General features: G+C 72.2%; 15 protein-coding genes. 6 read left to right on the forward strand and 9 right to left on the reverse strand.

From position 1 onward, the window contains the following. Nucleotides 1–524: 524 nt before the first annotated feature. On the forward strand, nucleotides 525–2,402 hold the full coding sequence (locus WME82_RS48005; protein WP_438040795.1) for a sigma 54-interacting transcriptional regulator: 1,878 nt from the start codon (nucleotides 525–527) through the stop codon (nucleotides 2,400–2,402). Nucleotides 2,403–2,479: 77 nt separating this feature from the next. Next, nucleotides 2,480–4,432 carry a protein kinase domain-containing protein gene (locus WME82_RS48010; RefSeq protein WP_437743121.1) on the forward strand — a complete coding sequence of 651 codons (1,953 nt, stop codon included), beginning with the start codon at nucleotides 2,480–2,482 and terminating at the stop codon, nucleotides 4,430–4,432. Nucleotides 4,433–4,460: 28 nt separating this feature from the next. Here WME82_RS48010 and WME82_RS48015 read toward each other — a convergent pair whose 3' ends face one another. Next, the gene (locus WME82_RS48015; RefSeq protein WP_438040796.1) at nucleotides 4,461–7,094 is read right to left on the reverse strand and encodes a hypothetical protein; all 2,634 of its coding nucleotides are present in this window, start codon (nucleotides 7,092–7,094) and stop codon (nucleotides 4,461–4,463) included. Between the two features lie 241 nt (nucleotides 7,095–7,335). On the opposite strand from WME82_RS48015, the gene WME82_RS48020 reads away from it, so the two are divergent. Beyond that, nucleotides 7,336–12,684, forward strand: a complete 5,349-nt coding sequence (locus WME82_RS48020) for an AAA family ATPase (protein ID WP_438040797.1) — start codon at nucleotides 7,336–7,338, stop codon at nucleotides 12,682–12,684. Nucleotides 12,685–12,730: 46 nt separating this feature from the next. Here WME82_RS48020 and WME82_RS48025 read toward each other — a convergent pair whose 3' ends face one another. The 4 genes from WME82_RS48025 to WME82_RS48040 form a co-directional block, all read right to left on the reverse strand. Next, a complete protein-coding gene (locus WME82_RS48025; RefSeq protein WP_438040798.1) occupies nucleotides 12,731–13,183 on the reverse strand; it encodes a hypothetical protein in 453 nt (150 codons plus the stop codon). A 120-nt stretch (nucleotides 13,184–13,303) separates the two neighbouring features. Beyond that, on the reverse strand, nucleotides 13,304–14,398 hold the full coding sequence (locus tag WME82_RS48030) for a hypothetical protein (protein ID WP_437855592.1): 1,095 nt from the start codon (nucleotides 14,396–14,398) through the stop codon (nucleotides 13,304–13,306). 244 nt (nucleotides 14,399–14,642) lie between these two features. After that, entirely contained in the window at nucleotides 14,643–15,677 is a 1,035-nt protein-coding gene (locus WME82_RS48035; protein ID WP_438040799.1) for a tetratricopeptide repeat protein, read from the reverse strand. Beyond that, nucleotides 15,674–16,837 carry a hypothetical protein gene (locus WME82_RS48040; RefSeq protein ID WP_438040800.1) on the reverse strand — a complete coding sequence of 388 codons (1,164 nt, stop codon included), beginning with the start codon at nucleotides 16,835–16,837 and terminating at the stop codon, nucleotides 15,674–15,676. Before WME82_RS48040 ends, WME82_RS48035 begins: the two co-directional genes overlap by 4 nt. A 186-nt stretch (nucleotides 16,838–17,023) precedes the next feature. Between WME82_RS48040 and WME82_RS48045 the strand changes: the two genes are divergently transcribed. Continuing rightward, nucleotides 17,024–17,692 carry a hypothetical protein gene (locus WME82_RS48045; RefSeq protein ID WP_437743128.1) on the forward strand — a complete coding sequence of 223 codons (669 nt, stop codon included), beginning with the start codon at nucleotides 17,024–17,026 and terminating at the stop codon, nucleotides 17,690–17,692. An 18-nt stretch (nucleotides 17,693–17,710) separates the two neighbouring features. On the opposite strand, the gene WME82_RS48050 is transcribed toward WME82_RS48045, so the two are convergent. Beyond that, complete coding sequence (locus WME82_RS48050; RefSeq protein ID WP_438040801.1) at nucleotides 17,711–18,556, reverse strand: DUF4142 domain-containing protein; 846 nt, start codon at nucleotides 18,554–18,556, stop codon at nucleotides 17,711–17,713. 469 nt (nucleotides 18,557–19,025) lie between these two features. Then, nucleotides 19,026–19,856: a class I SAM-dependent methyltransferase gene (locus tag WME82_RS48055; protein WP_438040802.1), complete on the reverse strand. Its 831-nt coding sequence runs from the start codon at nucleotides 19,854–19,856 to the stop codon at nucleotides 19,026–19,028. Between the two features lie 656 nt (nucleotides 19,857–20,512). On the opposite strand from WME82_RS48055, the gene WME82_RS48060 reads away from it, so the two are divergent. Next, on the forward strand, nucleotides 20,513–21,037 hold the full coding sequence (locus WME82_RS48060) for a hypothetical protein (RefSeq protein WP_438040803.1): 525 nt from the start codon (nucleotides 20,513–20,515) through the stop codon (nucleotides 21,035–21,037). A gap of 85 nt (nucleotides 21,038–21,122) precedes the next feature. On the opposite strand, the gene WME82_RS48065 is transcribed toward WME82_RS48060, so the two are convergent. Together WME82_RS48065 and WME82_RS48070 are read right to left on the reverse strand one after the other, a co-directional pair. Then, nucleotides 21,123–22,406, reverse strand: a complete 1,284-nt coding sequence (locus tag WME82_RS48065) for an adenylosuccinate synthase (protein WP_438040804.1) — start codon at nucleotides 22,404–22,406, stop codon at nucleotides 21,123–21,125. Between the two features lie 112 nt (nucleotides 22,407–22,518). After that, the gene (locus tag WME82_RS48070) at nucleotides 22,519–23,814 is read right to left on the reverse strand and encodes an ATP phosphoribosyltransferase regulatory subunit (protein WP_438040805.1); all 1,296 of its coding nucleotides are present in this window, start codon (nucleotides 23,812–23,814) and stop codon (nucleotides 22,519–22,521) included. A 282-nt stretch (nucleotides 23,815–24,096) separates the two neighbouring features. Between WME82_RS48070 and WME82_RS48075 the strand changes: the two genes are divergently transcribed. Continuing rightward, on the forward strand, nucleotides 24,097–24,816 hold the full coding sequence (locus WME82_RS48075; RefSeq protein WP_438040806.1) for an RNA polymerase sigma factor: 720 nt from the start codon (nucleotides 24,097–24,099) through the stop codon (nucleotides 24,814–24,816). Nucleotides 24,817–24,849: the final 33 nt, after the last annotated feature.

The following is a 24,849-nucleotide window of genomic DNA, read 5'->3' on the forward strand; positions in this document are numbered from 1 at the left end:
GTTCGCCGCCCGTCAGCTTCTGGTTTCGGTTGTTTGCAGCGTGCGTGCCACCAGGGCGCGCTCTCCTCGGAAGCGCCAGGCCCTCTATGTCAGCGGGCAGAATGCGAGCGGCGCCCGCGCGTTCCGGGGGCGCGGCGCGCCCGCCGACGGCCGCCTCGGCAAGACCTTGCCCGCGAGAGATCGCCGTCGCGAGTTGCCCGGCAAGAGGTTGCCGGCAAGGATGGGCCGAACGTAATAGCGGTGTCCTTCCGGCGATCGCTGCCTTCGTCCAGATCGTCGCTCCGGCCGGCACGTGAGCCGGCCAGAGCCCTCGGCCCCTGGCCCACCGTGCATGACCGGGCGCGTCGGGCGCGTCGGTGAACGCTTGCGCGCAATGGACGTGGAAATGGAGACGGATCGACCGCCTGCGTCGACCTGGCGGCACCAACAGCAGCGGCGCGGCGGAGACTCATGAGCGGCGAGATCCGCGGTGGCTCTTGGACCTCCCGGAGGAGCCTGATATAGAGACCAGCGAGGCGGAGTGCATGCGGACAGGCAAGTCGGTGCAGGACGACGCGGCGAAGACCTGGACCTTGGCGGGGAGGTCGATCTCTGCCGTTCAGCAGACCGCGGCGCTGGGCATCGCCCTCGTCTGGCAATACGCCGGAAAGACGGAGAGACGTTTGCTCTCGCCCGACACGCCGCTTGTCGTGGGGCGCGCCGCGCCTGCCGCGCTCTGCATCGACGATCGTACCCTGTCGCGGGAGCACGCCCGCTTCCTCCTCACGCGCGGGCGGGTGTGGGTCGATGACCTGGGATCCAAGAACGGCACGTTCCTCGACGGCCGCCGCGTCTCCCGCGCCGGGATCGCGATAGGGGATGAAGTCGTGCTCGGCAGCGTCGCGCTGCGGGTGCAGGCGTTCGGCGCCGGGGGCGAGTCCCTCGATCTCGAGGGAGAGGAGAAGCTCCTGCGCCGCGTGGAGGACGAGCTCACGCGCGCCCGGCATTTTCGCCGCCCCTTCGCCCTGCTCCACGTGCGCATGAGCGCGGCGGTGACGGCGGAGGGCTGGATCAGCGCCGTGCGCGCCTGCCTTCAGCCCGTGCATCGCGTGGCGCTCTACGGCACCTGCGCTGCCCAGGTGCTGCTGCCCGAGGCCGGCGCCGAGGAGGTGAGCCGCACCGCGCAGGCCATCGCGGCCTCCTTCGTGGGCAGCGACGCCCGGCTCCTCGTCGGCCTCGCCCTCTACCCGGACGCCGGCAGCACCGCGGACGAGGTCTTCGCGGCCGCCCGCGAGGCGGCCCGCCACGCCTCGCCCGAGCGCCCGGTGGCGTGCGGCCCCGCCGCGACCTCGGTGCTCGCGCGCGAGGAGCCGGAGGAAGGGGGGATCATCGCCGGCCAGCAGATGCGCGAGGTGATCGAGACGGTGAGGCGCGTGGGCGCCTCGCGCATCCCGGTCATCCTTCACGGCGAGACGGGGACCGGCAAGGAGGTCGTCGCGCGGATGATCCACGAGGGCGGCCCGCGCAAGGGGCGGCGCGTGGTGCGCGTCAACTGCGGCGCGATCCCGAAGGACCTCGTGGAGAGCACCCTGTTCGGCCACGAGCGCGGGGCGTTCACCGGCGCGCTGCAGCAGCAGAAGGGCGTGTTCGAGGAGGCCGACGGCGGCACGGTGTTCCTGGACGAGATCGGCGAGCTGCCGCCGCCGGCCCAGGCCGCGCTGCTCCGCGTGCTCGAGTCGGGGTCGTTCAGCCGCGTCGGCTCGAGCCGCGAGATCGAGGTCGACGTGCGCGTCGTCGCGGCGACGCACCGGGATCTCGAGGCGATGGCCGCGTCGGGCGCGTTCCGGGCCGATCTGTACTATCGGCTCGGCGGCGTCGTGATCGACATCCCGCCGCTGCGCGCTCGAACGGACGAGATCGAGCCGCTCGCGCGGCATTTCTTGCGCGCGGCCAGCGCGGCCAACGGGCGACATGTCGAGGGCATCACCCCCGAGGCGCTCGCCCTGCTCTGCGCGTACGCGTGGCCTGGCAACGTGCGCGAGCTGCGCAACGTGATCGAGCGCGCGGTGGTGGTGACGCCCGGCGCGCTCGTCGGCCTCGAGGATCTGCCCCCGAGGGTGCGCGCGGCGGCGGCGCGCGGCGAGTCGGAGCGCCCCGCGGACCGGGGGACGGACGCGGAGCTCGGCCGCGCTCCGCCGGACGTGGCCGTGTTCTGCCCCACGCCGCCCGCCCCGAAGGAGGCGCCCCCCGAGGGCGGGCAGGTCCGGGGGAAGGTGCAGCAGTACGAGGCCAAGCTGCTCCAGGACATGCTCGAAACCGCGGGCTGGAACCGGACCGAGGCCGCGCGCCGGCTGGGGATCCCGGTGCGCACGCTGTCCTACCGCATGAAGGTCCTGGGGGTGAAGCGGCCGTCTCCTCGATGATGCGCGGCCGTCGTCGACGAGCGCCCGCGTCTCGAACCTGAGCAAGCGCGCTGGGAGCTCGCTACACTGCGCTGACCATGCTGAATCGCACGATCGCGCGGAAGTACGCGCTGAGACGAGAGATCGGACGCGGCGGGATGGGCGTCATCTGGGAGGCGTTCGATCAGGTGCTCCGGCGCCCCGTGGCGCTCAAGGTGATGACGCCCGAGCATGTCAGCTCGGACTCGGCGCGACGCCGATTCGAGCGAGAGGCGATGGCGATCGCGCGGCTCCAGAACGAGCACATCATCCAGATACACGACTACGGCATCGACGAAGATTGCCCGTACATCGTCATGGAGCTGCTCGAAGGGGAGGACCTCGAGGCCAGGCTCACCCGGGAGCGGCAGCTCTCGCCGTCGGCGACGCTCGCCCTGCTCCGGCAGATCGCCATTGGCCTGCAGGTGGCGAGCTCCGCGGGGATCATCCACCGCGATCTCAAGCCGGCGAACGTCTTCCTGGCGCGGAAGGAGCCAGGAGAGTGCGTGAAGCTCCTCGATTTCGGCGTGGTGTGGACGGTCTTCGAGTCGGACGAGGAACAGCAGGGCTCGTTCGGCAGGGTCGTCGGCACGCCGTCGTACATAAGCCCCGAGCAGGTGCGCGCCGTCGTGCCGGATCACCTGAGCGATCTCTGGTCGCTCGGCGTCATCACCTACAGGGCCCTCACGGGCCGGCTCCCCTTCGCGGCGAGCGGGATCGGGGAGCTGCTCATCAGCATCTGTACCGATCCGTTCCCGGCGCCGTCGAGCCTCGTGCCCGGCCTGCTGCCCGGCTTCGACCGCTTCTTCGAGCACGCGCTGGCGAAGGACCCGGCGCAGCGGTTCCAGTCCGCGGCCGATTTCGTGGCGGCGTTCGCGGCGGTGATCGATGCCAGCGGGGGCCCCGCCAAGATCCTCATCGCCGACGACGAGCCCGACGTGGCGCTCATGATGAAGCTGCTCTTCCGGCAGAAGATCCGCGACCGGGTCTACGAGTTCATCTTCGCTGACAACGGCGAGAACGCCCTCGACGAGCTCCGGCGCCACCCCGACATCGACGTCGTCGTCACCGATATCAACATGCCTGTGATGGATGGCCTCACGTTCCTCGGACGCGTCCCCGAGGTGAGCCCCTTTGCGAGGACGGTGATGATGTCCGCCTACGGCGACATGGGGAACATCCGGAGCGCGATGAACCAGGGCGCGTTCGATTTCCTGCTCAAGCCGATCCAGCGCGGCGATCTCGAGGCGACCATCGACAAGACCATCAAGCACGTCGCGGAGCTGCGGAGGAACGCCCGCTCGGACGAGGAGAACAAGATCCTCCGGCAGTTCACGAGCGCGGCGTTGATCGAGCGGATCCGGGAGATGGGCCCCGCGATCGCGCTCGCGAGCGAGGCGGTCATGGCCACGGTGGCGTTCATCGACATCTTCCAGTTCACGCCCGTGACCAGGGAGAGGCTGCCCGGCGAGGCCATGAGGCTGCTCAGGGCCAACTTCGAGGTGATCGTCCCGGAGCTCGTCGCCAAGGGGGGGGTCGTCGACAAGTTCCTCGGCGACGCGGTGATGACGGTGTTCCAGGGGCCGGATCACCTGTCGCGGGCGCTCAGCGCGTGCGTGGCCGTCCGCGCGCAGATGGCGGCGGTGGCGCGCCGCGCCGGCGAGGGCTCGCCGTATACGCAGGGGATCTGCGTCGGGCTCTCCACGGGGCAGGTCCTCTCCGGCAGCGTCGGATCTCAGGCGTACGGCCGGCTCGACTACACCGTGCTCGGCGAGGTGGTCAACGCCGCCGCGCACCTCGCCAGGGCGTCGCGGCCCGGGGAGATCCTCGTCGAAGCGACGGTCCGCGAGGCCGCGCAGCAGCTCTTCGATTTCGAAGAGGTCGGCGCGAGGAGCCTGCTGCCTGGGGCCCCTCCCGTGAGCGTCTTCAACCTGGTCAAGCGCGTTCCGGTCGACGTCATCGCAGGGTGCGAGCCGACCGTCGGAGTCCACTCGACGACCACCATGCGATGAGGTCGCGAAGGCGCTGGCTCGAAGCGCCTCAGCGCGCCGCGAGGCGGTGGCGGCCCTGGGGCACGCTCGTCGAGGCCGTGCCGCTGGCAGCGTCGTAGCGCGTCGGCGCGGGCTTGCCGTCGAGGGTGAGCTGCGCGTCCTTCTGGGAGACGGCGATGCCGACCTGCGCCGCGCTCGAGAGCACCAGCTCCGCGGCGACGCCGGCGCCCTCGGGCCGGAGCGACGCGGACACGGGCGACGTGGCGAGCAGCAGGGCGCGGCCGCCGACGCTCAGCGAGGTGCCGGCGTCGACCTGGGCGCGCTCGAGCGCCCTGTGGCGCAGGAGCAGCAGCGCGCTGCGACCCTGCAGCTTCGCGGAGGGCACGCGCGGACCGTCGCCGACCTCCACCGGCTGCGCGCCGTCGGAGACCAGCGCGAGATCCTGCGTGTCTTGCTCCGCGATGGAGACCAGCGCGGCCGAGCCGCTCCCGCCGCTCACCTTGAGCGCCTCGACCGCCGGCTTCGGCTCGCCCGCGGTGAGGTCGCGCGGGTAGAGCACGGTCAGCCATTGCGTGCTGGAGGCGATGTAGCGCGCCACCGAGAACGGGTGCCGGAAGGTCATGTTCGGGAAGAAGTTGGTGAAGCCGCTTCGATCGACCGAGAAGGCGTCAGGTCGGGGGACGTAGACCACGTCGAGCTCGAGCTCGCGCTTGCCGTCGTCGGTCCGCGTTGCCCACACCAGCCGGCCCGCCGTGGGAGCGGACGGAGCGCGGCCGGCAGCGTCCGGCGGGATCGGCGCGCTCGGGGCGAGCCCGGTCGCTGCCTCCGCCGCCAGGTCGCTGGCCATCCGGACCTCGCCGCAGACGTCGCCGCAGTCCACCTGGGTGCTGGACGAGGTGGGCCTCGCGGTGGCGTAGTCGGTGCAGATGGCGGGCGCGCCCGGCCGGCAGCCCAGCCAACCGCTGTAATGGAGGTGGGTGTCGTAATAGTGGAGCATCGGTTGGGCCGAGCCGACGCCCGAGGAGATCATGTGATCGAAGACGACCACGTAGCTCCTCCGCGCGAGCGCCGCCGTCCGCCGCGTGGACACGTCGGGCACGTTGACGTAGTCGTCGATCGTGACCGTCGAGGAGTCGAGCTCCCCGGTCAGGAAGGAGGCCCGCAGGATCGCCGGATCGTCCACGGGCCGGGTCAGGTCGCTGAAGACACCGAGCTGGCGCCACGCGGGCGTCTGGTAAGTGTCCCGGATCCCCTTGAAGCTGTCGACGGTGACCAGGTTGTGCGACTCCGGGCTGAAGTTGACCCAGTAGAACAGCGAGGTGTGGGAGCTGCCCGCGGGATCGTAGTTGCGGCCGTCGCCCGGATCGATGATCAGGTATTGCCCCTTCGCGTGCAGGAGGAAGCTCGTCTGGTCGGGCTGGCTGTGCGAGGACGGCCGGTACTCGTGCTCGGTGGTCATCAGCAGGTGAACCGCGTCCGCGCTCCAGCCCGAGCGCAGCGAGGTCATGTCCGAGGTGACGATCGAGGTGTACGAGGGCTCCTGGCCCCCGGCGGCGGCCTTGGCGATGTCGGGATCGGTATAGAGGATGCTGTAGACCGGGTTGTTGACGGCGGCCTTGCCCTTCGCGCTGAGCCAGCCATAGAAGCCCTTCGCGTCGCGGCGCCCCTCTTTCTCGCTGAGCATGCTGGCGGCGATGCTGCTCAGCTGCAGGGGCTCGCGCCATCCGGTCTCGATGGTGGCCGCGTTGCCGTCCGGCATGGAGAGGGCGGCCCCGTAGCGGAGCATGCGGGCGATGCGGGTGTCATTGCCCCAGGCAGCGGGCGTGTTCACCGCGTTGATGTAATCCCGGCCGTCGTGCGCCCCCCCGGAGAGCCGCTTCATGGCCTGGAGGTAGGGCAGCATCACCGAGAACACGTCGTCCTGGTAGCTCGGGCCCTCGACGTAGGTGCCGTCCTGGGTGAGGCAGGCTTGCACGTAAGGGCCGTAGGAGCGGAGGGCGAAGAGCGACTCCAGCGGCGCGTCGCCGAAGAGATCGCGCTCGACGGTGCAGGCGTGATCGTGCTCGCCCAGGGTGTAGCTCAGCGTGGCCGCGCCGCTGCCCACGCGATAGCGGAAGTTGGTGACGTACGTTGTGTTGAACTCTTCGTACACATCCATCGTCTTCCCGAGCGCGTCCTCGAGCTTGTCGCGGATGGCCGCGTCGTCGTCCGCGCTCAGCGCCGGCTGTACGAGGTCGTAGGTGTAGGCGTAGTTGAGCAGGGCTCCGCCCCAGTACCAGGCGCCAGGCGTCTGGTTCCAGCCGGTGGCGGTGTCGCCCGCCTTCAGCAGCGCGTCGCGCGCCGCCTTCAACGCGTCGCCGCGCTGCTCGATCACCCAGGAGAGGGCCCCGTACAGCGCGCAGTTGGAGAGCTGGTATTCTTTTACGTCCGTATTCGTGGAGGGGGCCCCGCACGGGTGGCCCTGCCCCGGCGGGCCGCGGCGGACATCGTCCATCCAGGTCTTGTAAGGGTCCTGGGTGACCCGCTGGCGCAGGGCGGGGATGTCGTGGCGATCGAAGGCGATGAACGGGTGCTTCCGCTCGTGGATCTGGACGGGCGCGCACGGGGGCGGCTTGGAACAACCTCCGAGGCCCACCAGCAGGATCCACGGCGCGAGGACCTTTCCCCCCATTGAGCGGAGCATGAGGGGTCTTGTTATCAGCACCGCAATACGGGCGTCAATGTGGGCCGCCTCGCGGCCACCTCCGGCGGGAGGAGGCGCCGCGCGCGCGTTCGGTCAAAGGAGCGTCGAAGGCGCGTCGAAGGAGCGCCGGCCCGGCGGGGACATGGCTTTGTCCCGCGGACCGTGGTCCAATCCGCTCCCATGAGCGCCGCCCTCCGCCACTCGCCCCGCTGCCCCGTGGCGCTTCGAGGCTAGATCCAGCATGGTCCTGCCCGGGTACGAGATACAGGCTCAGGTCTACGACAGCACCAACACCCGCGTCTGCCGCGCCCTGCGCAAGGCGGACGGGGAGCCCCTCATCCTCAAGATCCTGAAGCCGCTCCGCCCGTCTCCCGAGCGGCTCGCCTGGTTCCAGCGCGAATACGATATGCAGCGCGGGATCGAGCTGCCCTGCGTCCCCCGGGCCTATGGCCTCGGGCTCGAGCTGCAGGGCTGGACCATGGCTATCGAGGACTTCGGCGGGGAGTCGCTGGACAGGCTGCTGCGCCGGGGGACGCCGCCGCTCGCCGAGGCGCTGGACATCGCCGTCCGTGTCGTGGACGCGCTCGGGCAGCTCCACGAGCAGCGCATCATCCACAAGGACATCAACCCCTCGAACATCGTCTGGAGCGCGGAGCGGGAGCGGCTCGCCATCATCGACTTTGGCATCTCCACCGTGCTCTCGCGGGAGAACCCCGTCCTCAAGAGCCCGGACGTGCTCGACGGGACGCTCATGTACATCGCCCCCGAGCAGACCGGCCGGACCAACCGGGCGATCGATTACCGCACCGACTTCTACTCGCTCGGCGTCACCCTCTACGAGCTCTTCACCGGGGCGCTCCCCTTCCCGGCGCAGGACGCGATGGAGCTCGTGCACTGCCACCTGGCGAGGCTCCCGGCGCCGCCTCACGCGCGGGCGAAAGGCGTGCCGAGGGCGGTGTCGGACGTGGTGATGCGGCTCCTGGAGAAGGCGCCCGAGGCGAGATACCAGAGCACGTACGGCATCAAGGCGGATCTCGCGGCGTGCATCGCGGCGCTCCGCGAGACGGGCGCGGTGGGGGCGATCGACCTCGGGGCGCGCGACGTGCCGGAGCGGTTCCAGATCCCCCAGCGGCTCTACGGCAGGGAGCGCGAGGTGGAGGCGCTGCTCTCGACCTTCGAGCGGGTCGCGCAGGGCGCGCGGAGCGCCGTCGAGGGGGCGCGCGGGGCGGCCGAGCTGCTCCTCGTGACCGGCTCCTCGGGCATCGGCAAGAGCGCGCTCGTGCGCGAGCTGTACGAGCCGATCACGCGGCGGCGGGGGTACTTCATCGGCGGCAAATACGACCAGCTCCAGCGGGCGACGCCCTACGCGGCCGTGGTGGCGGCGTTCCGGTCGCTGGTGCGGCAGATCCTCGGGGAGAGCCAGGCGCGGCTCGCGGGGTGGCAGGAGGCGCTGCGCGGCGCGCTCGGCCAGAACGGGCAGGTCATCCTCGACGTGATCCCCGAGGTGGAGGCGATCCTCGGGCCGCAGCCGCCGGTGCCCGAGCTCGGGCCGACGGAGACGCAGAACCGCTTCAACCTGGTGCTCGAGCGCTTCCTGCGCGTCTTCGCGAAGCGGGAGCACCCGCTCGTCATCTTCCTCGACGACCTGCAATGGGCCGACGCGGCCAGCCTGCGGCTGCTCGAGCGGGTGCTCGGGGAGGAGCGACTGGCGCACCTCTTCCTGATCGGGGCCTACAGGGACAACGAGGTCGGGCCGGCTCACCCGCTCACGATGACGCTCGCGGCCATCCGCGCGTACGGGACGGCGGTGCGCGAGATCCACCTCGGGCCGCTCGCGCGCGAGCACGTGGAGGAGCTGCTCGGCCAGGCCATGCACGCGGAGCCGGAGCGGGTCCGCCCGCTGGCGGAGCTCATCGTGCGCAAGACCGAGGGCAACCCGCTGTTCGTGAGCGAGCTGCTGAAGGCGGTGCACAAGGAAGGCTTCATCGCCTTCGACCGGCAGCGGGGGCGGTGGCAATGGGACCTCGGCCGGATCGAGGCGAAGGGCGTCACCGACGGCATCATCGATCTCATGATCGGCAAGATCCGCAGCCTGCCGGCCGCGACCCAGCAGGCGCTCAGCCTCGGCGCCTGCATGGGCAGCGAGATCGACGGGCGCGCGCTCTCGCTGGTGGCGGGCAGGTCCGAGGAGGCGCTGTCCCAGGCGCTGTTCGCGGCGGCGCTGGAGGGGCTCCTGCTCCCGGCCTCCGAGCTCGAGGTGGTCCAGGACTCGACAAATCCCTCGCTGCTCGTGCGGCATTACCGGTTCTTGCACGACCGGGTGCAGCAGGCGGCGTATGCGCTCGTCGAGGAGGCGGAGCGGCCCGCGGTGCACCTCAGGATCGGGCGGCTGCTCCTCTCGAAGATCAGCGGGCCGGAGCGGGCCGAGCGGATCTTCCAGCTCGCGACGCACCTGAACCAGGGGCGGGGCCTCGTCACGGATCCGGTCGAGCGGCTCGAGATCGCCCGGCTGAACCTGGAGGCCGGGAAGCGGGCGAAGAGCTCCACAGCCTATGCCGCGGCGCGGGAGTACCTCGCCGTGGGGCTCGCGCTCCTGCCCGAGGGCTCCTGGGGAGAGCACCACGATCTCACCGCGGATCTCCACCGCGCGCTCGCGGAGGCCGAGGGGCTCAACGGCAACCACGCGCGCGCCGAGACGCTCGCCCGGGCGCTGCTCGATCACGCGCGGACGCCGCTCGAGCAGGCCAGCGTCTACGACGCGCTGGTCAGCCATTGCACCATGGTCGGGCGGTACGCGGAGGCCATCGACGTGGCCCGGCGCGGGCTCGCCCTGCTCGGCATCGACCTGCCCGAGCGGGATCTCGGCGCGGCGCTCGAGGCGGAGCTCGCGGACGTCGACCGCCGGCTCGGCGATCGCCCCCTCGAGTCGCTGCTGGAGGCGCCCGCCGTGGAGGACCCCGCCGGCAAGGCCGCGCTCAAGCTGCTCTCGAACGTGCTCTCGGCGACGTTCTACGTGGACCGGCAGCTCTACGCGTTCACCGTCACGAAGTCGGTCGGCCTGAGCCTCCAGTACGGGCTCGCCCCCGGCGCCTGCTCGATCTTCGCGTTCTACGGGATCGTGCTCTCGGGGTTCCGGGGCCAGCAGCTCGCAGGCTACGAGATGGGGGTGCTCGCGGTGCGGCTCGGCGAGCGGTTCAACAGCCCCGGCGACGTCTGCAACAGCTGCTTCGCCCTCGGCAATTTCCTGTTGCCGTGGGTGAAGCACCTGCCGGCGGCCCAGGCGGTCAATGACGCTGGGTACAAGGCGGGGCTCGAGGCCGGGGAGCTGCGGTACGCGGGCTATATCCTCATCTACAAGCTGTTCAACCAGCTGTATGAGGGCAAGCCCCTCGCCCAGGTGCTCGCGGATCTGCCCGAGTTTCTGCACTTCAACCAGAAGAGCAAGAACCAGATCGCGATCGACATCATCCGCGGGCTGGAGCTCGCGCTCGCGGACCTCTCGGGCAGCGCCGGGGCCGCCGCGCCGGATCCCGCCGCCGAGGCCGACTACCTGGCCGCGTGCGAGGCGAACCAGAGCGTGATGGCGCTCTGTTACCATCACATCCTGAAGACGCAGACGCTGTACCTGCACGGCGATCTGGCGGGTGCGCGCGCCGCGGCGACGAGGGCCGAGGCGCTCATCTCGGCGGTCACCGGCAACGTGGCGTCGGCGGAGCACCAGTTTCATCACGCGCTCTGCCTCGCGGCGCTGGCCGACGGCGCCGGGGCGGACGAGCGGCGGGCCTTGCAGGAGGCCGCCGCGGCGAGGCGGGATCAACTGGGGCGCTGGGCGGAGGTCTGCCCGGAGACGTTCTCGCACATGCACGCGCTGGTCGGGGCCGAGCTCGGGCGGCTCGCGGGCGAGACCGGGGAGGCCATCGAGCTGTACGAGCGCGCCATCACCGCGGCGAGGGCTCACGGGTTCCTCCAGGACGAGGCGCTCGCGAGCGAGCTCTATGGCAGGTTCTGGCTCCGGCGCGGGAAGGAGCGGCTCGGCAGAGATTACCTTGCCGACGCGCGTTATGGCTTCGAGCTCTGGGGCGCGCGGCGCAAGGTGGCGCTGCTCGACGCGGAGCTCAACCCGCCGCAGCCGCTGGCCGAGGCGCCCCTCGACCGGACGACGCTCACCACCACGAGCACCCGGCAGCAGACGTCGCGGGTGCTCGATCTGGGCAGCGTGCTCAAGGCGTCGCAGGCGATCGCCAGCGAGCTCGTGCTGGAGCGGCTGCTCACCAAGCTGATGACCATCGTCATCGAGAACGCGGGGGCCGAGCGCGGCGTCTTGCTGCTCGCGCAGGGCGAGGAGCTCATCCCCAGCGTGGAGGCGCGCGTGGATCCGGCCGACCCGCGGGCCGCCCCTGCGGTCAAGGAGCTGGATCTGGTGTCGTCCGTGGAGGGGGGGCAGTTCGCGGAGAGCATCGCGGTCTACGTGGAGCGGACCCGCGAGAGCGTGCTGCTCGGCGACGCGGCGCACGAGGGCGATTTCACCCAGAGCCCCTACATCACCCGGAACCAGACGCGGTCGGTCCTGTGCATGCCGCTCCTCAACCAGGGCAAGCTCATCGGCGTGCTCTATCTCGAGAACAACCTGGCCACGGGCGCGTTCACGCAGGAGCGGCTGGAGGTCTTGCGGCTGCTCTCGGCCCAGATGGCCGTGTCCATCGAGAACGCGGTGCTCTACGGGCAGCTCGAGCAGCGGGTCGGGGAGCGGACGGCGGAGCTGCGGAAGAAGAACGCCGACCTCGAGGAGGCGCTGCATCACCTCAAGGCGACGCAGTTCCAGCTCGTGCAATCGGAGAAGATGGCCTCGCTCGGGCAGCTCACCGCGGGCATCGCGCACGAGATCAAGAACCCGCTCAACTTCATCAACAACTTCGCCGAGGCGAACGTCGATATCGCCGCCGAGATCCTGGACGGGCTCGCGTCGAACCGGGATCTCCGGGTCGCCGAGATCGAGGATCTGGTGGTGAGCCTGAAGCAGAGCGCCGAGAAGATCGCCGAGAACGGGCGGCGCACCGACGGGATCGTGCGGGGGATGATGCAGCACGCGAGCGGCGGCACGGGGGAGCGCCAGAGCGTCGGGCTGAACGGGCTGCTCGATCAGTACGTGAGCCTCGCCTACCACGGGATGCGGGCGCAGAAGCTCGATCTGAACGTGATCATCGAGCGCGATTACGACGGGGCGGTGGGCGCGATCGAGCTGGTGCCGCAGGAGATCGGGCGGGTGTTCGTGAACCTCCTGACGAACGCCTTCCACGCGCTGCGAGAGAAGCAGCGCTCGGCGGCCGGGCCGTACGTGCCGACGCTGATGGTGAGCACGCGGCGGCTCGGGCGCGAGGTCGAGATCCGGGTGCGCGACAACGGGGTCGGCGTCCCCGAGGCGCTGCGGGACAAGATCTTCCACCCGTTCTTCACGACGAAGCCCACGGGCCAGGGCACGGGGCTCGGGCTGTCGCTGAGCTACGACATCGTCCAGGCCCACCGGGGCACGCTCCGGGTCGATGGAAAGGAAGGCGAGGGCGCGACGTTCATCGTCGCGTTGCCCGGCTGAGACCGCCGCTCTGCGACGCTCGTACCAGGCTCAGCTGAAAACCGCTCTATTGCGGGGCGGATCCCTGGGGCCAGCGCCGCGCGAAGACGTTGTTGTCCCAGGCGACCGCGATCTCCGCGCCGCCTCTGAGCGTCATCCCTATCGCCTCGTAGATGAGCCGCGTCCCCGGGACATAACCGAGCTCCTGGAGCGCCTCCGGGACCGGCTCGAGTTCCCAGCGGACCAGGTAGACGCCCTGCGTGCCGAGCCGCTGAGCGATCATGCGGCCTCGGGCGAACGTGGTCCCGTCGGGGCGCAGGGTGGTGACCGAGTACTCGCCCGCGAAATCTCCCGGCGGGCCGCTGATCTTGGTTCCGGTCTCGCGCGCGAGCTCACCCTCGTAGAGGGCGAGGGCGAAGGTGCCGTCGACATTGCCCGTCTGGAGATCGAGGCGGAAGACGATGACGCCGCAGCTCGTCGGCGCCGGCTGCTGCGGATCGGAGATCTGAACGATCGGCATGGGGGTCCCTTACCCTGATCCAGCGTGCGCGGGGTACACTGCTGAGCTCGGAGGCGCAGGATCGGGGCTCGCGTGTGAGGCAGCCCTCGAGATCCAGTCTGAACGGCACCGCGCAGCGGACTACGCCGGCCGCAGGATCTGCCGTACCGAGTCCACGTCCGTGACCCGGTGCAGCACCGGCTGGAGCCCGGCGCCCGGGGCCTCGCCGAAGGCGCCGCTCGCGGCGACGGCGCGGGCGCGCGGGCCGTCGAGCACGAGGAACACGTCCCTCAGGCCCCCGGCGCCCGGCGCGTCGATCACGTCGACGATGCGCGAGCGATCGAGGTGCAGCTCCTCGTCGCCCCGCTGGATGAGCACGCGCCGGTCGGTGATGAGGTACCGCGTCCGCGCCGAGAGCCGCGCGGGGCGCACCACCGACATGTAGAGCATCGCCGCGCCCGCGGCGACGAGCAGCACGATCGTGAGCGAGAGGGACGCGACGAGCGCCACGAAGGAGACGCTCTCCGGATCCATGCCCGCCGCGGTCACGATGCGGATGCTGCGCACGGCGTGCATCGCCGTGACCACCGCGAAGCCGCCGAGGAGCACGCCGAGCAGCACCGAGCCGACGCCGCGCAGGCCGTTCGGGAGCCACTTGTGCCAGCCGTCGGCCGGGTGCGCCGACCAGAGCACCCGCTCGCCCTCGTCGAGGCGCTGCGAGAGCAGGCGGTGACCGTCGCCCGCGGGCGCCGACGGGACCACGCCCCGGAGGATCGCCCAGACGCGATCCGGGGCCACGACCCCGGTCAGCACGATCGACAGCCGCCGCCGGAGGGCGCCGGTCGGCACCGCCCTGACGAGCTCGAGGTCGCCGACGCCGGGGTGCTTCGGGTTCCAGTGGATGCGCGCGTAGCTGATCGACCGCCGCTCGATGGAGCGCCGGAGCTTCCCGCGCTGCACGACGATGTGCCGATCGGTGAGCATGTACTCCAGCTCCGAGCGCCACCAGCGCGGCAGGTAGCTGAACGCCACCGCGAGGCTCGCCATCCAGGCCGCGAAGGCGAGCAGCTGGTTCGGCGACGCGTCGAGCGCCTTGCTCACGACGATGGCGGACGCGGTGCTGATCGCGGAGGTCACGCCGCAGACCGCCGCGCCCACGAGGTAGAGCATCGGCGTCGCGACGACCTTGGGGCGTCCGGACCAGAGCACATGCTCATCGAACACCGAGTCACGCATCTCGATGGATCCTCCGTCCGGGGTGAGCTGGCCGGCGCCGCCCCCGCGCGCGAGGGCGACCACGTTAAGGTGAACCCGCCGGCCGGGGTCGTAAAGGGGGCTCTCGCCATCGCCCGCTGTGCGCTGTACGACCAGAGCGCCATCGGTAACCACGCGCACGCGCGGCCGTCCTTCGCCGTGCGTCGCCGGAGCGGGCGGAAGCGGCGCGCGGCCGTCCAGATGCTGAAGCGCGCGCCGCCTCGGCTCAGCGCCGCTGTGGCGCCGCGAGCTTGCGCAGGCGCTTCAGGGTCTGTTCCGATTCCCTCTCGCACTGCGCCCGCCGCGCCTTCGCCAGCGGCAGCCAGTGATCGTTCCCCGGAGCCCGGGCGATGTAGGACTCCCACGCGGTGACGGCCTGCAGGTAGGCCTCCGCGCGCGCGGCGCCGAGCTCGGCGCTCCGCGCCGCGGCCCAGTGGCCGAGCGCCGCGTACCAGGCCTCGTCGTGGGCAGGCACGTAGAACCAGCCGGCGCCGTTGATCTGCTGATCGGCCCGGTCGTAGGTCCTCGCGAGCCGGATGTTCTCGATGCCTCCCTCCAGGTCGCCGGACCGGTCGAGCGCCACCGCGAGCCCCCAGAGCGTGGTCACGCCGTAACGGACCATATCGAGCGACCCGAGGGTCGAGAGCGAGGCGCGGTACCCCTCGACCGCCGACGTGATGTCGCCGAGCGCCATGTAGGCCTCGGCCTGGTTGGCCAGCAGCAGCGCCCGCGAGACCGCGTGCGGCTCGAGCACCAGCGCCTCGTCGTACGCCTCGATCTCGTCCGTGTACCTGCCGAGCCGCGCGTAGCAGACCGCCAGCGCGTGCCACGCGTCGGCCCGGAAAGGCGCCGGAGGCTGGAGCCGCAGGAGCCCCTCGAGCGTCGCGACGGCGCCCTGCACGTCGCCGAGGTGCTCCAGGATGTCGGCGTAGCGCAGCCGCACCGAAGGGGTGCGCGACGTCGCCGCGCCGGCGCGCTCGTACAGGGCGCGCGCCTCGCGCAGCCAGAGCGGGCCGATCTCCTCGACCCGCTCCAGGAGCGGCGAGCGCCGGAGCTGGTCGTACCGCGCGAGGAGCGCGTCCGCCTGGGAGATGAGCTCCTCGCGCTCGTCGGCCGCCGGATCGAGCGCGCGGGACCAGACCGTCGGCGCTGCGTGGAGGGGCCCCGCCGCGAGCGCGAACGCAAGGAGCGCCGCGATGCCCGGCAGGCGCGAGCGCCACGGCAGGGGCGACCGCCGGGGCGGGAGCGATGACCGCGTCACCGCGCCCCTCCCGCGCTTGGCCGCGGCGCCGCGCTCCGCTCCTGCGGGGCGCGCGGGCGCGCCCCGCCGCCTGCGCCTCGCCGGAGCGCGTCGAGGCGCGCGCGCGCCGCCGGGGCCCATGGCCCCTGGCCGCCGGCGCCCGACAGGTACGCCTCCCAGCGCGCGATCGCGGCCGCCGTCATGGCCCGCTCCAGCGCGAGCGCCTCGAGGGCGAGCCTGTCCTCCGGGACCGCGAGGTACTCGACGGTGCGCAGGCGCGCCGCCGCGCTGGCGAGGTCGTCCGCGGTCCGCTCGCGCGCTGCCGCACCGGCGCCTCGGTCTTCCGCGCGCCCGCGCGCGCCCTCCCCGCGCGGGCGCGCGGCCTCCAGCGCGGTCGCGTCGCCTTCGAGCGCGGCGTCCGCCTGGGCCTTGTCGCCGGAGCGGTCCAGCGCGAGCGCGAGCGACAGCGTGACGTCGCGGGCGAGCTGCGTCTGCGCGCGCAGGCGCGCCTCGCGCAGGTAGGCGATCGCCTCGTCGAGGTCCCCGCGGGCGGCCGCCTCTCCGTGCGCGCCGGCGGGCGGCCTCGCGCTCGCGTCGGCGACGGACGCCGCGCCCGCGGTGGCCATCGACAGGTGCGCCGCCTCGAGCAGCACGAGCGCGCGCTGGTCCGCGGTCCCGAGCAGATCGATCCGCGGGACGAGCGCGCGGTAGATCGCGATCGCCTCGCCGCGCTTGCCGGTGCGGGCGAGCGAGCGCGCGAGGTCGTGCATCGTCTGCGGATCCTCGACGCTGCGGGGATCGACGCTCCGCGCCCGCTCGAAGGCGCGCGCGGCGTCCTCGGGCGAGCCGAGCGCGAGGGCCGCGCGGGCGAGCAGGACCTGCGGCGCGGCGTGCCCCGGGAGGAGCTGGTCGGCGAGGCGCGCCGACTCGCGCGCCGCCTCGGCGTCGCCGCCGAGCTGCGCCTGGCCGCGCGCGAGCAGGTCGCAGTAGCGCGGGAGCTCAGGCGCCCGCGCGCGCTCCCAGACCGTGGGCCCCCGCGCGATGGCCCGGCCGGATCGCGCCGAGCACTCGGGCGGACGCCCCGCGGCCGCCGCGGCGGCGACCAGATCGCCAGCCTGGCCGGCGTGCGCGGCGAGCGGGAGGACGAGCAGGGCCGTGAGCAGAAGCGGGCCGAGGTGCACGGCGAGAGTGTACCAGGGAGGCGCGCTGGAGGCTCACGCCGGGGCCGACGGCGCAGGGCTGCGATCCGGTTGATCGGGTGGGCGTTGGTCCGTTATGGTGCCCGAGGTGACAGCGTCGACGGGGGGCGTTCGCGGGTCGTGTTTCGCTGGACTCCGCAGCCTTGGAGCCTGAGGAGGATCGACATCATGGGCGAGGTGATTCGCAAGGATGCGCCAGCGGACGACATCATCGGTGACGTGCGCGCGACGCTCCAGAGCGCTTCCGCGAAGGGCGGGCCCCTCCGGGAGCTCGCCGAGCAGCGGCTCGTGCCCGTGCTGACGCTCTTCGACGGGGTGGAGGCCCAGCGCAACGCCGCGCGCTCCGAGGCGGAGCCGCTGCTCGCCAAGGTCGAGGCGGAGTCCGCGCGCGCCGACGACGCGCTCGGCAAGGTCGCCGACGACGTCTGGAACGCCGTGGGGCGCCCCTCCGCGGATCCTGCGCTGTCGATCCTGTTCCCGGGCGGCGTGGCCTACTTCGCCGACGACGAGGACGGCGATCTCACGGGGCAGCCCGATCGGCTGGAGGTGCTCGCGCAGCTGCTCGGCTCGGGGATCCACCCGAAGCTCAGCCTGGACAAGGCGCAGGCCGCGGCGGCCGAGGTGAAGTCGGCGGCGGCGGCGGTGCGCTCGACGGTCGAGGCGACCCGGCTGCCGCTGGAGCGGCTGAGCGTGCTCGACCGCATCCGCGCCTCGGTGGCGAAGAGCGCGCACATCGAGCTGGTGCACCTGAAGCGTCTCTACAGGGCGGCTGGCTTCAGCGAGGCGGAGATCCACGCGGTCATCCCGGATCGCGGCCGGGCACGGCGCCGCCTGTAGCGCGCCGCGCCCCTCGGCTCACGGGCGGGGGTACGGGCTGGGCGCGCCGAAGCCAGACGGCGCGCTGCGGCCGTAGACCCCGTAGTAGGGGGAGACGGCGGGCGAGTAGGGCCCGTTGGCGCCGAAGTAGACGGGGCCGTAGGAAGGCCCGTTGTTGGCGAAGCCGCCGCCGTAGTTACCGTAATTGCCGTAGTTACCGTAATTGCCGTAGTCGATGTAGCTGCCGTAGGTGCCGTAATTGCCGAAATAGGGGACGCCGGGCGGATAGCCGCCCTCCGGAATGTACGGGCTGCCGATGAGCGCGAGGAGCGACGTGGCGAACGAGAGGTTCCGCTTCGTGGCGCTCAGGACCTCCGGGACGAGGTGAGAGAGCCCCGGGTGCAGCTCGGGCCCCACGATGGCCATCTGCTCCTGGAGATGGGCGAGGAACTCCCGGTGTCGATAGATCTGAACATTGACGAACGTCCAGTCGAAGCTGGGCCCCGCGAGCCCCGTGAGCTGCTGCTGATCCGCCGCGCCCTGCTCGATCAGCGCCAGGCTGATCTCGTTGTCCACCGGCGCCATGCCCATCTGCGTGAGCGCGAGCCCGAGCTGCTGGCTCGCGGCGGTGTGATGATCGAACAGCGTCTGGGCGAGCTCCAAGACGTGCGCGTCCGACGCCTTGGCTCGGGCCATCTGCGCGTCGCTGAGCTCGAGCGCGTTGAAGGCGGCGAGCACCGCGGCGAGCTGCGGCATGGTGAGCGAGAAGGCCTGTGCGGTGGACTCGACCGCCTCCTCCGAGCTGTCCTCGTCCGCCGCCACCAGAACACCGTCTCCCGCCGCGACGGAGCAAGCGCTGGTCCCCGCGAGCGCGAGGGCTGCCATCCATGCAAAACGAAGAGAGTCGACTCGAATGTTCATAATTCCCCCATGTCATTGACGGAAGCGGGGCCGGCGCTGGAGCGCTCGGCGGTGATGCCTGGCCCGCCCCGTCACGTATCTTGAACTGTTGTTGGGAGACGCAAGCCGCGAGAACATCAAATAGGCAATTCTCACCAGCGCGCAGGATCGGCTGAATCGTCCGTGCCGCGCGACGGACCGGCGCAGAGATGCCACCTCTCGACGTCGATGAACGGACGCGGGCACCTGCCCGGGCGGCGGCGCTGGAATCCCTGCGCGAGGGCGGGCGGGGGCCGGGAGCGGCGCTGTCGGAGGATCAGCGTGGTGCCATGTCCGGGCTCGACGGAGAGCGCAGGACGGAGTTTGCCGCTTTGCTGGAGGATGGGCCCGGAGTCGGGCTCTCGGTCTCCGTCACCTGGCACCGTCACCTGGCCGCCCGGGCGGGAGAAGGACGTCAGTCGGAGATACTGGCCGGTTTGCGGGCCAGGACGCCGACGGTGCCATAGTAGACACCCCACGCCGACGGATCGGCCGCGAACCGGGCGTAGCCGGCGAGATCTTCCGCGCTGACCCGCCCTGTCGCGAGGTGCCTGTGCTGGAGCTGGGTGGCTGAGAGGCTCATGATCTCGGACAGCGGGTGACCGCCCGGGCACAGCGGCACCTCGTTCTCGACGGCCTCGATGGCGAGCCCTCGCGACGTCAGGATCGCGGGAAGGCGCAGGCCGAGGCCGGGGTCCTTGCCGTCGGCCTCGAACATCGCGAGGATCGACCGATTGACCCGATCGAACGCCTCGATATCCGGACCGGAGGCGCCCCTCGCCGCGGTGAAGTCCGGCTCCTCGAGCACCAGGTGGCCGCCGGGCTTCAGCGCCCCGAGCATGGCGTCGAGGAGATGCTGGAAATCCGCGTTGTGGACGAGCACGTAGCGGGCGTGCACCAGATCGAAGCGCGCCGCGTGGAAATTGAGCTGGCGGATGTCGCCCTCGATGATCCGGACGCCCGGCGGCGGAGAAGCGTCCATGAACCCGACATCGAGGTCGACCGCGACCACCTCGCCCTCGAGGCCCACGCGCTCTGCCATCCAGCAGGCGATCGACCCGGCGCCGGCCCCGACCTCGAGGCAGCTCCAGCCGGGCCCCATCCCGGACGCCTTGAGAAGGCGCCGGCTGCCGGGGTCGAAGAAGCCCTCGATCCGCCGCAGGCGCTCCAGCTCTCGCGCACGCTCCGAACCCGCAAACACGTAGCTGTTCTCGGCCATAGGAATGGACAGAATAGTCGATCCCATGGAGGAAAAGCGAACTTCTCCCCGCTGACTTCGCCCCACCTTCTTCCAGCGACATCGATCTGCCGAGCGGCGCACAGCGGGTGAGCTGTTCGGCCCGGGCTGTAAAGCGCGCTTGTGCCGACGATATGTCCAGACGCCTTCAAGGAATCGGGAGCGCGCCGTCACCGCCGCGCGTCTACGCGAGAATACGCGAGAAGCCTTGGGCGGAGCCACAAGAGGCCTGGCGCGGCGGGCGCGAGGGCCGCGAGCCCGAGGACCGCGCCGCGCAGGGGGCGCCCCTTCCCGCGCGGCTTTTGATGAGCACGCCGCTGCCCTCCCGCCGGAGCTGGGCCAGCGCGGCCCGGGCTCCGTGGCGTGTGGCGCGTGTGGATCGATTCGCTCGCCCCGTGACCGGCTGAGCGCCTGTCGTCGAGCGCGCGCGCCGGCCGGCGTCAGGCGTTGTTCGTTTCCTGAGGGGTTAACGGCTCTCGATCGGGCGGGGCCCGATGCGCCGTTCCGGCGTCGTCTCGATCCCGAGGGCCGTATCCGGCCCCAGCATGTCGAGCGCGGGACGCTACGCCGCCAGGCTCCGGAGGCGGCCTTCGCGCGCACGGGCGCGTCCGCATCGCCGGCGGCTCGGCACGAGCCGCGAACGCAAACGACCTGGGAGACACATCATGCGAAGCATGTTTCTGGTAGTCCTGACCGCGCTGCCGCTCATGGCCTGCGGGGGCAATCAAGGCGGAGAGGCGGCCTCGCCGGCGCCCGCGCCGGCGGGCGGAGAGACCCCCGGCGCGCCTGGAACCCCAGGAGCGCCCGAGAGCGGAACGCCCGGCGCGGGTACGATGCCTGGAGAGACGGGAGAGCCGGGCGCCCAGGGCGGGCAAGGCACCCAGGGCGGCACGCAGGAGTGGGGCAGCGGCACCGAGCGCAGACCGGGCACCGGCGGTACGAGCGGCGGCACGCCGGGCGGCACGCCGGGCACCGGCGGCACGACGGGCGGCACGCCGAGCACGGGCGGCGCGCCGGGCACGGGCGGCACGCCGGGCAGCGGCACCGGCGGCACGCCGGGAGGCGGGTCTCTCGCGCCGCCGGGCGGCGGAACCGGCGCGCCGGGCGGGACCACCACGCCGGGCGGCGGCAGCGGCCAGCGGGGCGGCACGCCCGGCGGCGGAAGCAAGAACGGCGGCTCGGGCCAGTGATCTTCGAGGCTGCACGTCCGGACGACCGTTCTGCCGGACGAGGCGGCGGCTCACCGCCCGCTGCGGTGAGCCGAGGTGCCGCCGCTCAGGCGAACGCGTTGCGCCGGACGATGGTCGCCTCGCGGTCCGCGCCGACCGAGACGACGTCGACCGGCACGCCGGTCTCCTTCTCGACCATCTCCACGTAGTGCCGCGCCGCCGCGGGCAGCTCCGTCATGGAGCGGGCGGCGTCGATCGGCTCGCTCCACTCGGCCACCGTCTCGAGCACCGGCTTCGCCGTCGCGATGTCGTCGATCGGGAACTCCCGCGTGCGGCCCGACGGCGTGTCGTAGGCGACGCACACCTTGAGCTCCGGCATGCCGGTCAGCACGTCGAGCTTGGTGAGCGCGATCCCGTCGAGGCCGTTCACCCGCGCCGCGTAGCGCAGCGCCGGCAGATCCAGCCACCCGGTCCGCCGCGGCCGGCCCGTCACCGAGCCGTACTCGCCGCCCACCGAGCGGAGCCGCTCGCCGAGCGGGCCGTCGAGCTCGGTCGGGAACGGCCCCTCGCCCACGCGCGTGCAGTACGCCTTCGCCAGGCCGAGCACGCGGCGGATGCGCGTCGGGCCGACCCCGGCGCCGACGCACGCGCCCCCCGCGATCGCCGACGACGACGTCACGAACGGGAACGTGCCGTGATCGATGTCGAGCAACGTCCCCTGCGCCCCCTCGAGGAGCACGCGCTCGCCGCGGCGGAGCGCGCCGTCGATGAGCTGCGACGTGTCGGCGAGCAGCGGCGTGATGCGCGTCGCCAGCGGCGTGAGCTCGTCGAGGATCGCGTCGAGCGACGGCGGCTCGCCGCCCAGCGCGCGCAGCGTCGGCGTCCACGCCTCGAGCGAGCGCGACACGAGCTGCGCGAGCCGCTTCATGTCGCGCAGATCGCCGAGCCGCGCCCCGCGCCGCGACGCCTTGTCCTCGTAGCAGGGGCCGATGCCGCGCTTGGTCGTCCCGAGCCGCACGCCGTCCGCCGCCGCCGCCTCGCGGAGCGAGTCGACGAGCGGGTGGAACGGCAAGATCAGGTGCGCGCGATCCGACACGAACAGCCGCCCCTGCGTCGAGCAGCCCCGCGCCTCCACCGCGTCGATCTCGGAGACGAGCACCCCGGGATCGACCACCATGCCCTGCGCCATCACGCAGCGGGCGTTCGAGCGGAGGATGCCGCTCGGGATGAGCCGAACGATGAGCTTCTCCCCGCCCACCACCAGCGTGTGGCCGGCGTTGGGCCCGCCGGCGTAGCGCACCACGAGGTCGGCGCTCTCCGTATAAAGGTCGACGACCTTGCCTTTGCCCTCGTCGCCCCACTGTGCGCCGACGATCACGATCGCGGTCATTCCGAAGCTCCTCTTGGATCACGTGGCCCGGCCTCGGCCCGCTCGTCACTCCGAGCGGCTCCGTCCGGGTCCAGGTTCGCCTTTACCCCAGGCTCGCTTGCCGAGCGAGCGTCTACTTGCCGCCCGGACGTCCTGCCCCCGTCTTCAGCACGATCGCCTGGGCCGCCGCGGCGTCGTCGAGGGCCGCCGGAACGGCGCTCGCGCTCGCCCCGGCCTCGCCGCCGCCGGATGTCGCCTCGACCACGAGCGCCCCGTCCCGCTCCCGCACCAGGTGAGAGAACCGCCAGGAAAGCGCGTACCCCTCCGGATCCTGGTCCGGCGCGTGCGTCACGGCCGGGAGGCCCAGCCCCCGCAGCGCCGCCGCGAGCGACGCGGCGCGCTCCGGCCGCACAGCGACGAGCACCCGCAGCGCCGGCTCGTCCGCCGCGCCCGCGACGTCGCGCGCCCAGGCGATCGCGTCGAGGTTCAGCGCGAAGCCGACGGCCGGCATCGGCAGGCCGAAGCGGGACAGCAGCATGTCGTAGCGCCCGCCCGCCGCGATCGCCTCCCCGGGGCCGTCGGCCAGCACGTGGAAAATTGCACCCGTATAGTACGCCAGACCGCGGAGCTCGCCGAGGTCGACCCGGAGCGCCGGGCCGAGCTCGGGGCTCGCCCTCGCCGCGTCCCAGAGCGCGCGGAGCTCGGCGAGCGGCGCCTCGGCGGGCGTGCCGGTGAGCAGGCGCGTGGCGCGGTCGAAGACCGCGGCGCCGTCCGGGTCAGCCGCGCCGCCGCCCGCGAGGTCCGGCAGCGCGGCGATGGCCGCGACGATGCGGCGCGGGACGTCGGCGGCCTTCGGGCTCGCGAGCACCGCGGCGAGGCGGGAGGCGTCCTTCAGCTCGATCACCTCCGAGAGCTCGTACGCGAGCGCCGCCGGGACGGCGTCGAGCAGCGCGCGCGCGATCATCCCGTGGCCGAGGTCCACCACGAAGTGATCGAGGCCAGCCTCCCGCACCGCGGAGGCGGCGAGGCGGAGGATCTCGAGGTCGCCCGCGAGCGTGCCGACGCCGTAGAGCTCGACGCCGGCCTGCGGGATCTGCCGATCGCGCCGCGCCCGCCCCTGGCGGCGGCGGAGGACCGTGCCCTCGTAGCAGAGGCGGATGGGGCGGGGCGCGTCCGCGAGCCGCGTGGCCACGAGCCGCGCGATCTGCGGGGTCATGTCCGGGCGGAGCGCCGCCACCTCGCCCGACTCGGGCTCGATGAAGCGCAGCACGTCCGCGGCGTCGAGCGTGCCGAGCCCGCGCTCGAGCACCTCGGCGAACTCGAACGCGGGCAGCGAGACCGGCTGGTAGCCGTACAGAACGAAGTGATCGAGCACACGCTTGGCGAGGGAGCGCCGGCGCCGCGCCTCCTCGGGGAGGAGATCGCGCATACCGGCGGGCAGCGGGTGCCCGTACTCGCGCTGCGGTGCGGAGGCGGACGGCGCTGGCCGCTCCACCCCGGGCGTCGGAACTTGGCTGTTTCGCCCTCGGGGGGCTTCCCATCGCGGAGCGTCGCTGGACATCGTGGCCCCGCTTATACCGGCTGAGCACGCGGTGCGCACGCGGCGCGCACGTCCGTTGAGCTTGCCGTGGCAAGGCCTTTGCTGGTCGGAGCGCACCACCGGGCCCGTGGGCCGGAAGCGCACGCGGCGCCCTCGACGGAGAGATGGCTCATGGCTCTGACCGCCGTTCCGACCGATGTACCGAGCGCCAGCACGAGGCCTGAGACGCCTCTGGCGCCCTGCGGTCTCACCCCGCCCGGCGTGGTCGGGTCGCGCCCATCGCCCCGCGCCGCGAGCGCGGGCCCGTTAGCCGAGGTCATCTGCCGTGCGAAGGACGGCGATCGGGAGTCGCTCGACGAGCTCACGCGGCTCATCCGCCCGCATGTGGAGCGGCAGCTCGCGCGCTACCCCGTGTCCGACGAGGATCGGCTCGACCTCGTGCAGTCGACGCTGCTGCAGGTGGTGCGGACGATCCGCTCGTTCCGCGGCGACTCGAGCTTCACGACGTGGCTCTTCCGCGTGACGGCGAACGAGGCGCTCATGCTGATGCGGTCGCAGCGGCGGCAGCGCGCGCGCATCGTCGAGGGGCTCGACTTCGAGGAGCTCGGCCTCTTGCCGACGATGCGCAGCACGATCGGCGAGGACGACGCCGCGTCCGCGGCGGAGCGGGAGGCGTACGTCCGCGAGGCGCTCTGCGAGCTGCCGGATGATTACCGCGACGTGGTGCTCGCGCACTACCACGAGGACCTCGGCCTCCAGGAGATCGCGCAGAAGCTCGCCGTGAGCGAGAGCGCCGTCCGCTCGCGGCTCCACCGGGCGCGCGTGCGCCTGCGCGCGATCCTCAACGCGACAGCGTTCGGGCGCGAGATCGCCGAGGGCGTCGCGGCCTGAGGCGCGCGTAAGCGACGCCGGCCTGAGGCGCGC

The organism is Sorangium sp. So ce128, from assembly GCF_051525245.1.
GTDB lineage: Bacteria > Myxococcota_A > Polyangia > Polyangiales > Polyangiaceae > Sorangium > Sorangium cellulosum_B.